The sequence below is a fragment of the Endozoicomonas atrinae genome (assembly GCF_001647025.1).
GTDB classification, from domain to species: domain Bacteria; phylum Pseudomonadota; class Gammaproteobacteria; order Pseudomonadales; family Endozoicomonadaceae; genus Endozoicomonas; species Endozoicomonas atrinae.
On sequence record NZ_LUKQ02000212.1, the window covers coordinates 1 to 9,359 of the forward strand.

Below are 9,359 nucleotides of genomic sequence, written 5' to 3' on the forward strand. Positions count from 1 at the left end.
ACCATTCGCACCGGAGTTAAACAGCTCAGAAAGGCTATGGGAGTGGATGCGGGAGCATGACTTATCAAACAAAGCATTTTCAGGTTATGAAAATATTGTAGATTGTTGCTGTGAAGCTTGGAATAACCTTTGCAGCGAAGCTGGTCGACTGTTCAGTCTGTGCTCCCGTGATTGGGCAGTTATACAGTAGTTAGAAAATTCAATTGGTATAACCAGATAATTGAAGGCAATCAGTCAATTGTGAGCCTGATGGTGGAGAGCAATATTGGCTGGGGTAATCAGAAAATGACCGACAGTCTGGATGACCTGCAGTACGGTATTTCTATTACTGATGCCTGTATTGACTGGGAAACTACCGAGAAGACGCTTCGCAGCATCAGAGATAAACTGAAAGACGTTCTGCCGGGGCGCCGCTAAAAGATCTTATAGAACTGACTTTTTCTCAAATAAACAGCTCGATTTGCTCGGGCTGTTCTTCTATTGCAGTGATCACTTTACACTCGGTAATCTGAACAAACTCCCCCCCTCCCAGAAGTGATAACTGGGTATCGGGTGGTGTATAGACCTCAATGGCCTGCTTTTTGCTGTAACTGACTTTACGCTCTACCGGCATATTGCTGATCCTGCGGTCAAGAATGGCTGAGCAGATCATGCAGACACTGGAAAGATGGCCATTAACCAACACCTCGTAGCGACAGTCACTGTTCAGGACTTCGGTACAGAGCGTACGGTCACTTCTTGACTCAATATCCAGATTTGCCTCAACCAGATGACGCACAGCACTGCCGTCTTCGGTGACAAAAAAATTGGATAAAATGGCCTGTTTATAACGCTTCACAGTTCCGTCGGACTACTGGGTGATTAAATGAGCTTGGGATTTCAAAAAGGCGGGAGAAGATACACCATTATTTCAGAGAGTTATACCGGTATCTTTACCACTAAGTAAAAGTACCATTAATAAAGCCTGAAAAACCATAGCTTTGCCTATTCATCATCTGAAAAAGGCTGATACTGTATTTTATTGATAAACCAGATTTTGCGTCCCCCCGGTGCATTCACCACAATTTCATCATCGACCTGACGCCCAACCATTGCCTTGGCCATTGGGGAATCGATGGTAATGTGGTTGTTTTTCACATCAATCTCGTCTGCACCCACTATACGGCAATGGAGCAGCTCTCCTGCTTCACTTTCCAGCTCAACCCAGGCACCAAAAAAAGCCTTGCCTTCCTGCTCTTGTGAATAATCGACAACCTTCAGGATTTCAAGCCGTTTACTGAGGTATCGTATACGACGGTCAATCTCACGGAGCTGTCGCTTTCCTTCTTTATATTCCGCATTCTCACTCCGGTCCCCGAGAGCTGCAGCCTCAGAAACAGCCTGTGTCACTTCAGGGCGCTTTATTCGCCACAGATACTGAAGCTCCTGCTCAAGCTTTTCTTTTCCGGCACGGGTAATAAGGGGGGACTTCATAGGGTGAAACCAAAAGCCAACAATGAAAATGGAAACAATGAAGAAAGGAAGTGGACACCACCTCCCTCTTCTGAATGATCTGCTTTATTTGTAAAACGCATTCTCGGTATTACTGTGATCCGTCACATCACGAACGCCTTTCAATTCCGGTATGCGCTCCATTAACGTTTTCTCAACACCATCCTTAAGGGTCATATCGACCGCAGCGCACCCCTGACAACCACCACCAAACTGAAGAACAGCAATACCGTCATCCAGTTCCACCAGTGAAACCACACCACCGTGAGAGGCCAGCCCAGGGTTAACTTCCGTCTGCAGGAAGTAGTTGATTTTTATATCCAGAGGGCTGTCTTCATTAACTTTGGGCATCTTGGCGTTGGGTGCCTTGATGGTCAGCTGGCCACCCAGCTTGTCTTCGGCAAAATCAACAACGGCTTCTTCCAGAAAAGGCTCACTTGGACCTTCCACATGGCAGTTGAAATACTCAAGCTCCAGGGTCAAATCACCCTCTTTCTCTTCCCCTGGCTTACAATAGGCAAGGCAGGTTTCTGCATGAGGCGTGCCGGGATTACTGACAAACAGGCGTACACCAATCCCCTCAACCCCCTGTTTTTCTAATAATTGGGCAAGATATTTCTGTGCGGCTTCAGTGAATGTAATGTTCAACGCAACACTTCCTCTATTAACTTCATGGCTATTCTATGTCATTGGGACGCTTCAGAGAATCCCTACCGGGTAACTCGGTTATTCAGAACTGTTTCATTTGTTGCAACAATCAGCGAGAATAGTTCGCATTTGCAATTCATTAGCAAGAAAGAGATCGATAATGAAAGAAACCATCAGCATTCTGGGTTGTGGCTGGCTGGGCATGCCATTAGGCGAACGACTGGTGAAAGATGGCTACCCAGTCAAAGGTTCCACCACCCGTAAAGAAAAGCTGGAAGCAATTTCTGCCGTTGCCATGGAGCCTTATATGATTGGGCTTTCACCGGAACCAGAGGGTGATATTGATGCGTTTCTTGATACCGATATTCTCTTCATCAATATTCCGCCTGCAAAAGGCGATGGTCAGCCCCACTTTTACTTTCGCCAGATGAAAGCTCTCCTTCAACGCATTGAGCAATCCAGAGTTAAAAAAATTATTCTGATCAGTGCAACGTCTGTCTACCCCCAAAATAACGACGAAGTAACGGAAGAAGATGCCGTACGAATTGAGTCTCCATTCTCTGACACCGCATGGCTGGATATTGAAGAACTGTTCACCAATCATGATGACCTGAGAACCACAGTCCTTCGCTTCTCAGGCCTTATTGGCGGTGAATATCAACCTGGCCGCTACTTTTCGGGCAAAGAGCTGGGTGGCGCTGACGACCCGGTGAATATGATACATCGGGAAGACTGTCTGCAAATCATTGAGCAGATCATTGCCAAAAACCTGTTCGGGGAAGTCTTTAATGCTTCAGCGGATGAGCACCCTACCCGTCGCCAGCTCTACACCAAGTCCTGTGAAATCATGGGCATTGAGCCTCCCATTTTTATCGATAAACCCATGCCCTACCGTCTGGTGAATTGCGACAAATTGAAAAAAGCGCTGAATTATCAATTTGTTTATCCAGACCCACTGGAAGCACTGGAAGTCTGACTCACACGCTTCTGGAACTTACTGTTCCAGAAGCTTCTCATTTTTGTACCAGCTTAACGTCTCATGCAGTGTCACTACACTGCCAACAATGATCAATGTGGGTGCCTTTACTTTTTCAGATTCAATAATCTTATTAATGGTTGCCAGGGTGCCGGTGAAGACCCGTTGATTCCGGGTTGTTCCCTGCTGAATCAAGGCAATGGGCGTTTGTGCAGCCCTTCCATGATCCATTAATTCCTGGCAGATACGGGGAAGCCCCAGTAACCCCATGTAAAACACCAGCGTTTGACCAGGATCCAGCATTTCATTCCAGTTCAAGGCATAGCTGCCATCTTTCAGGTGCCCCGTGACAAATCGGACAGACTGGGCGTGATCCCGATGGGTGAGAGGAATACCGGCATAACTGGCACAACCGGAAGCGGCAGTAATACCAGGCACCACCTGAAAAGGTATTCCCTCGCTGGCCAGTGTTTCAATCTCTTCACCACCGCGGCCAAAGATAAAGGGGTCTCCACCCTTCAATCGAAGAACCCGCTTACCTTCTTTGGCCAACTCGACCAACAGGGCATTAATTTCTTCCTGGGGCCGTGCATGTCGATCTCGCTTTTTTCCAACGTAGATATAATCTGCATCCCGGCGACACAGTGCGAGAACATCTTCAGAAACCAGCCGGTCATGAAGCACGACATCGGCTTGCTGCATTAGCCGCAGTGCTTTAAAGGTCAGAAGGTCTGGATCACCTGGTCCTCCACCCACCAGATACACTTCACCGGTTTTCTGCTCAGAGGTGTTTTCCAGGGTCTGCTCAATCAAACTCCGGGCACCCTGAAGATCACCCATCAGAGCCTTTTCTGCAGCAGGTCCTGCCAACACCTTCTCCCAGAAATACCGGCGATCATTGATCTGACTGAATCTGGCTTTGACCATATCGCGACACTCACCAGCCAGTGCAGCCAGTCGGCCATATCCCTGGGGCAACAGGGTTTCCAGCTTCTGTCTCAGGAGACGGGCTAGAACCGGTGCTTTTCCTCCGGTAGAGAAGGCGACCACGACAGGCGAACGATCAACGATTGCCGGCATAACTGCATTACCAGCATCCGCATCATCCACCACATTAACGAACAGCTGCCGCTGTTGTGCCAGCATGGCAACCTTACGGTTGACACTCTCATCATCGGTTGCAGCAATGACAAGACAAATATCGTTCAGATCGAGGTCATCAAACCTCTTTTCCAACAATTGGTCATCTGTATCAGCAAGAAACTCGCGAATATCTGAAGAGATCTCTCTGGCGACCACTCGAACAGAGGCACCGGAAGCCTTGAGAAGCCTGATTTTTCGCAGGGCGATATCGCCACCACCCACCACCAGACAGCGCTGGTTACGTACCTGTAGAAATAATGGCAGATAGTCCATGTTCTTCTCGTTATTTGTTGGGTTAGCTCAGGCCACGTAAGCCTCTGGCACGGCTTGCCGAACCATGGATGGCACGAGTTTACCAGCATACGACAGAACAAAGATAACAATGTTTTCTTATTATCTATTCTTAAAAGTTATAAAAATGCCAGGCACGAATGTAGGATAAGGAAAAATCCGACTTATATCTTATGCGACTATGAGAGTACAGTTGATGTCAAATATGACGATATAGCTTTTTATACTGTGACTGCATCACTCCGGCATAACCATAAAGAGGATGCTTTACAGCTCATGGCTGTTTATATCCGAATGAGACTATCCCCTCCTTCATGGATTGAAACGCGCTTCAGGCCCCAATAATTGTTAGTCGCTTTATGACCAGTCAAATTACTGAAAACACAGCCCCAAACCGGGACTTTATGCGCAACCTCTGGCAACTGGCGCTGCCAATTTCCCTGCAATCCATGATGTTTTCAATGCTTGGATTGATCGACATATTCATGGTGTCCATGCTGGGTGAAACCGAAGTTGCTGCGGTGGGTATGGGCAACCGGATCTTCTTCTTTAATTTGATTCTGATTGCTGCCCTGGGCAGTGGAATGAGCATTCTGGCCGCGCAGTATATTGGTGCCCGTAATATGGATGGCGTTCGCAGGACGCTGGTTCAGACCATCATTGCAGCACTGGCCATCACCACCCCATTTGCCATTGTGTACCTGCTCTTTCCAGAACAGATCATGGGTCTGGTCAGTGATGATCTTACACTGAAGGCTCTGGGCAGCAGTTATCTCATTATCACTGCACCCTCCTTTCTCTGCGTAGCGATCACAATCCCACTGGAAGCCCTGCTGAGAACGAATAACGACGCAAAAACACCAACGCGCATTGGTTTTATCACCATTCTTATGAATGTGCTGTTCAATTATCTGCTCATCTATGGTCACTTTGGTTTCCCGGCACTTGGGGTTGCAGGCTCAGCCTGGGGAACCACAATCTCGCGGTTGATTCAGGTTGGCTTACTGATCTATTACATCCTTGAAGTACGTCCTGGCCTGATACCAGTAAAGGCAGACTTGCTGCAATGTAAAAACCGCAGACACTGGATTAAGTATATTGGCATCTGCGTCCCTATGCTGATTCAGGATGGCCTCTGGTCATTTGGCCTGGTGCTGTACAATCTGATGTTTGCCCAGATGGGTGTTGTTGAGCTGGCGGTGATGAGCGCGATCTCTTCCGTTGAAGGTGTTCTGATCTCCCTGTTTATCGGGTTCGCCATCGCCACTTCGATTATCCTTGGAAAGGAACTCGGCGCTGGAGAATTTGAACTGGCCTGGAAGCAAAGCCGTTACTTTATGATGGCTGCTCCAGCAATCGCTCTGTTAATTGGCTTTATTACCCTGATCTTTAATGAACAGATCGTCAGAATGTTCGGCAAGTTTCAGGGTGAAACCTTAAAAATGGCCAGCGAGGTGCTGATCATTGCCGGTTTTGCCCTGTGTATCCGGGTCATCAACCTGACGGGAATTGTTGGTGTTTTACGCAGCGGTGGTGATGTGAAAGCCACGGCAGCCATTAATGTCATTGGTATGTGGTTTGTGGGTGTCCCCCTGGCGTGGGCAGCCGTGAATATCTGGAATTGGCCACTTTATCTAGTATTTATCTGTGCGCTGATGGAAGAAGTGACAAAAGCGGTGCTTGTATTGTACCGGGTACTGGCACGATATTGGTTGAAAAACCTGACTGTAGAGTGCTGAATACAATTCATTATTGAAATCGTATAAAATAAATCGACTCTACCTGTCCAGTTAGGAAGAGTCGATTGTTAAATAAAAACAGGCATTATATTGATGTTTCTCTGATAATTTCCCCCCAATAAACTAGTACCTGATCACTGATGAATTGCTCAATATCTTCATTTAACAAGTTCGAACGGGTAACTGTAACATTAGCAGCGCCCTCAATAATCTCCTGCTCAGTGAGCCCTGCCATACCAGGGCTATATTCCTCCATCAACAACTCAGTATTACTCTCTGTTTTTCCAAGCCAAACTGGAAATTCACCATCATTCTTCCTTAGAAACTCAAGCAATTGAGGGTCTGTTCTGAACATATTCACGATATAATTCTCAAACTCGGCCTGATTGTTGATACCACTCCTGAATTTTTTTGTGAGTTCGGTCATCACTTCCCGAGGCTGCTGACCAACAGCTCCATAACGCTGTACAATTCGATTTTCTGGGAAGTGACAAATACTTCCAGAAAATTCATTCTTAAGAAACCCTCTAATTTCGGTAGATTCACCGGATGCAATTAACGGAATACCATTCACTTTTGTTTCAGACATCAGTCTGAACAGCACTGACTCATTATAAAATAATTTTAATTTCTTTAATAATTGAGAAAGGGTAACTCCATTAACATCATCAAGCATTTCCCGCTTGATGTTGAGTAAAGCCATTCGCGTTTTGATCTGGTCTATGATTTCTGAAGTATGGTCCTGACAATCACCTTCGAGAGCAGCATCAATCATCTCAGCAACTTCAGTTCCTACCTCGCATACCCTTTCCTCAGGAAGAGCCATCAAATCCTGAAGGATTTGCAATAAGCTCAATGTAAGCTCATCTTTTCCTACCCGAGAGGCATTAACTTTTCTATGTAACTTATCCATTGCTCTATGAAGAGCTGGATCAGCTTGGGAACAACTATGAAATTGCTCCATACATTTTGCTACATCTCTTTCAATAGAGGATGTAGCGTTATGGTTTTGCCGACGTTGTCTGACAATATTTCCTTGCGCAGTTTGAGTTTGCACCGTATTCGCACGTTCAAATTGACGGAGATCCATTCCATCAACAGTAACTCGAGACTCTCTCCAATCTAGCATAAATTTTAATTGTTCCCTTTCAACCTCTTCTTGTCGCAACTGATCCTCAGTAACCGGTGAGCAATACAAATTAGGATAATTCGCCAAAGGTTGGGCAGACAAACGTCGTTGCTCAAAGGTTAATTGTTGTTGGCAGCGGTCAATAAATGCTTTACCGAGCTTCTCTTTCAAATATGAGCATGAGGGGTAGAGCTTTGCATGAACCTCATTGAGGTTGTTGTCTCTCCATTCATCCCGCCACTCGTTAATTGACCCACCACAAGAGTAACAAACCAGTTTTCTTTCCTTCAATGATAAATAAAAGCCGGCTTCGGAGACTGCAAAACTTGACTTTACACCACGGGGAAAACGTCTTATAAATTCTACGCTACGTCCAGCTCCATGATCAGCTAGAGATCTGAAACGAGCACTCACGTCGTCCATAAGCGGGTTATGGAGAGGTGAAGTTAAGCCTGTAGCATGATTACCCCACCTTATTTGATTAGCCCCTGGCATAGTTTCAATTTCATTAATTAAAATAAAGACATTTAGACTATCCTCACTACTTTTAATGAGACATTTCAGTTCAGCATCTGTAGAGGGAATGTATATATTTTCAAGGTATACACGAGCATTATCTCGAAAGTTTCTCAATAATTGTTGCTCAGCTACTAATGAATCAATCGAATCATATAGTTTATGGTCACCATTCATATTGCAAGAATATTGAGTTGAGTTATTAGATGTAGCAACAGTATTTGAGTGATCCGTTAATGGTACGGGCACACGATGTATACTTGGTGATTCCTCACAACCCGGCCCCCTCCCTGTAGGATTGCCAGAATTATTACGTATCGAAAGACGCCTATGCCTGTCGCTTAGTGGTACTGGTAAACGATATCCATCGAATGCATCACGACTATCTGACTCCACTAAAGTTGAACTTGATTCATCAGATATTGTTGATACGTTCAACACATCTATTCCATTAACCATGAAAAATATTTGCTGTATGCTGTCATTATCAAGAATTAATCTTCTTAGGTCATTTTCGTTCTGAGGAATATAATGATCAGGAAGATATTCTCCAGCACTAGCTCTGAACTTATCCATAAAAGGCTGCATTCTGAGCAATGCACTCAACGAAGTAAATGACTGAACATGACCATTAATAGTACCCCGATAAGTACTCACGAACCTATTCTGATTACTCTGGGAACCGGAAAAAAGACTATATGTATTATCAGGAAAATCATTATGACGTTCAGTCTCCTGATCACGTGAAACATAAGTGTTTAACGTCCCATAAACTGGCATTACATTACGTGATTGATATCTCGAACCTGCAGTAGCTGAAGGGCTACGATCAACATTAGGATTATTTCTGTCCGCATCAAGAGTTATCTGAATAAGATCTTCCGCTGAAGGATGCCCCATCAAATTAGGATTTATCATCACATTTTCCTTGTGCTCAAAATTACAGTTAAAAAATTTAAATAATTTTCTACCTTCCTGCTTAAAAGCATTTAACAACCCATACATCGTTAATAATTGAAGTACTCTATCTTAAAGCTTAAAATTGAATAAATTTGTCTGATACTAATGCTTTAACTTTCAAATATGACTATCAAACCAGTTAGATAAACTAACTATTTTGACAAAAAGCAAGTTTAGTTTTCCATATTGATCCGAGCCAACACCTTACATAGCAAATTTTCTTAATATGGCACCTAAGTTTTTGAGGTGCCCATGAGTAAAGTCGCCGGTTATAAAATTTACCATGGTGGGAGATAAGCCAAAGGTACAGAGGCTCTATACACAGACCACTCTCTTAGAGTAAGCGCCAAATAAACCCACGTCCTTCCGTCTAATTTCCCAGCCTGAAATCATGGCTTCCAGTTATCATGGAGGTCATCATGTCGATATCTCAAACCATCCCTGAATTCTGGTTGCAGAGAGTAAA

7 protein-coding genes and 2 pseudogenes are annotated in these 9,359 nt (G+C 44.8%); 4 read left to right on the forward strand and 5 right to left on the reverse strand.

All coding sequences use genetic code 11. The features are described 5' to 3' along the window. Window positions 1-190, forward strand: a pseudogene (locus tag AK963_RS35715) (IS630 family transposase); the annotation flags it as partial. 11 nt (window positions 191-201) lie between these two features. Continuing rightward, window positions 202-417, forward strand: a pseudogene (locus AK963_RS31495) (3-deoxy-7-phosphoheptulonate synthase); the annotation flags it as partial. 25 nt (window positions 418-442) lie between these two features. Here AK963_RS31495 and AK963_RS21430 read toward each other — a convergent pair. From AK963_RS21430 to nfuA, 3 genes are all read right to left on the reverse strand, one after another. Next, complete coding sequence (locus tag AK963_RS21430; RefSeq protein ID WP_066017463.1) at window positions 443-838, reverse strand: hypothetical protein; 396 nt, start codon at window positions 836-838, stop codon at window positions 443-445. A gap of 146 nt (window positions 839-984) precedes the next feature. Next, window positions 985-1,473 (reverse strand): transcription elongation factor GreB, encoded by a 489-nt coding sequence (gene greB / locus AK963_RS21435; RefSeq protein ID WP_066017464.1) that lies wholly within the window; start codon window positions 1,471-1,473, stop codon window positions 985-987. Window positions 1,474-1,557: 84 nt separating this feature from the next. Further along, on the reverse strand, window positions 1,558-2,139 hold the full coding sequence (gene nfuA / locus AK963_RS21440; protein ID WP_066017465.1) for a Fe-S biogenesis protein NfuA: 582 nt from the start codon (window positions 2,137-2,139) through the stop codon (window positions 1,558-1,560). Between the two features lie 160 nt (window positions 2,140-2,299). On the opposite strand from nfuA, the gene AK963_RS21445 reads away from it, so the two are divergent. After that, window positions 2,300-3,115, forward strand: coding sequence for a Rossmann-fold NAD(P)-binding domain-containing protein (locus AK963_RS21445; protein ID WP_066017466.1), 816 nt, complete (start codon window positions 2,300-2,302; stop codon window positions 3,113-3,115). An 18-nt stretch (window positions 3,116-3,133) separates the two neighbouring features. On the opposite strand, the gene cysG is transcribed toward AK963_RS21445, so the two are convergent. Then, the gene (gene cysG / locus AK963_RS21450) at window positions 3,134-4,531 is read right to left on the reverse strand and encodes a siroheme synthase CysG (RefSeq protein ID WP_066017467.1); all 1,398 of its coding nucleotides are present in this window, start codon (window positions 4,529-4,531) and stop codon (window positions 3,134-3,136) included. A 377-nt stretch (window positions 4,532-4,908) separates the two neighbouring features. On the opposite strand from cysG, the gene AK963_RS21455 reads away from it, so the two are divergent. After that, window positions 4,909-6,288 (forward strand): MATE family efflux transporter, encoded by a 1,380-nt coding sequence (locus tag AK963_RS21455; protein ID WP_066017468.1) that lies wholly within the window; start codon window positions 4,909-4,911, stop codon window positions 6,286-6,288. 85 nt (window positions 6,289-6,373) lie between these two features. Here the strand turns inward: AK963_RS21455 and AK963_RS21460 are convergent, their stop codons facing one another. Beyond that, on the reverse strand, window positions 6,374-8,929 hold the full coding sequence (locus tag AK963_RS21460; RefSeq protein ID WP_175404594.1) for a baculoviral IAP repeat-containing protein: 2,556 nt from the start codon (window positions 8,927-8,929) through the stop codon (window positions 6,374-6,376). Between the last annotated feature and the right edge of the window lie 430 nt (window positions 8,930-9,359).